Source organism: Bradyrhizobium sp. 23 (genome assembly GCF_023073295.1).
GTDB lineage: Bacteria > Pseudomonadota > Alphaproteobacteria > Rhizobiales > Xanthobacteraceae > Bradyrhizobium > Bradyrhizobium canariense_D.
In genome coordinates this window covers 120,175-120,563 of the sequence record NZ_JADPJF010000014.1, presented here as the reverse complement: position 1 = coordinate 120,563, position 389 = coordinate 120,175, and the positions used below count along the sequence as shown (strand labels likewise).

Sequence of the window (389 nt, the reverse complement as noted above, 5' to 3'; positions counted from 1 at the left end):
ATGGCGAAACAGGCGGAGCGGCGGGCTGCGACATCGGAGGCGATCCTGACGGCGGCGCGCCGCCTGTTCGGGACGCAAGGCTTTGTCGCGACGACGATGGACGAGATCGCCGAAGCCGCCCACGTCGCCAAGGGCGCGGTGTATCATCACTTCAAGACCAAGGAGGCGGTGTTCGAAGCGGTGTTCAATGAGGTCTCGCGCGACCTCGTCGCCGAAATCGACAGCACGGCCCGTGCCGAGAAGGACGTGCTTGCCGCGATGGTCGCCGGCACCCAGCATTATTTCGCCGCGACCGCGAAGGGCCCGACCGGCCAGATCATCCTGCGCGACGGCCCGGCCGTGCTCGGCTGGGAGCGCTGGCGCGAGATCGACGCCAAACATTTCGGCGG

At 67.6% G+C, this 389-nt stretch carries 1 protein-coding gene; it reads left to right on the top strand.

Annotated elements, in window-relative coordinates:
* The coding region (locus IVB32_RS02710) for a TetR/AcrR family transcriptional regulator (RefSeq protein WP_247409700.1) at positions 1-389 on the top strand (389 nt) is incomplete at both ends.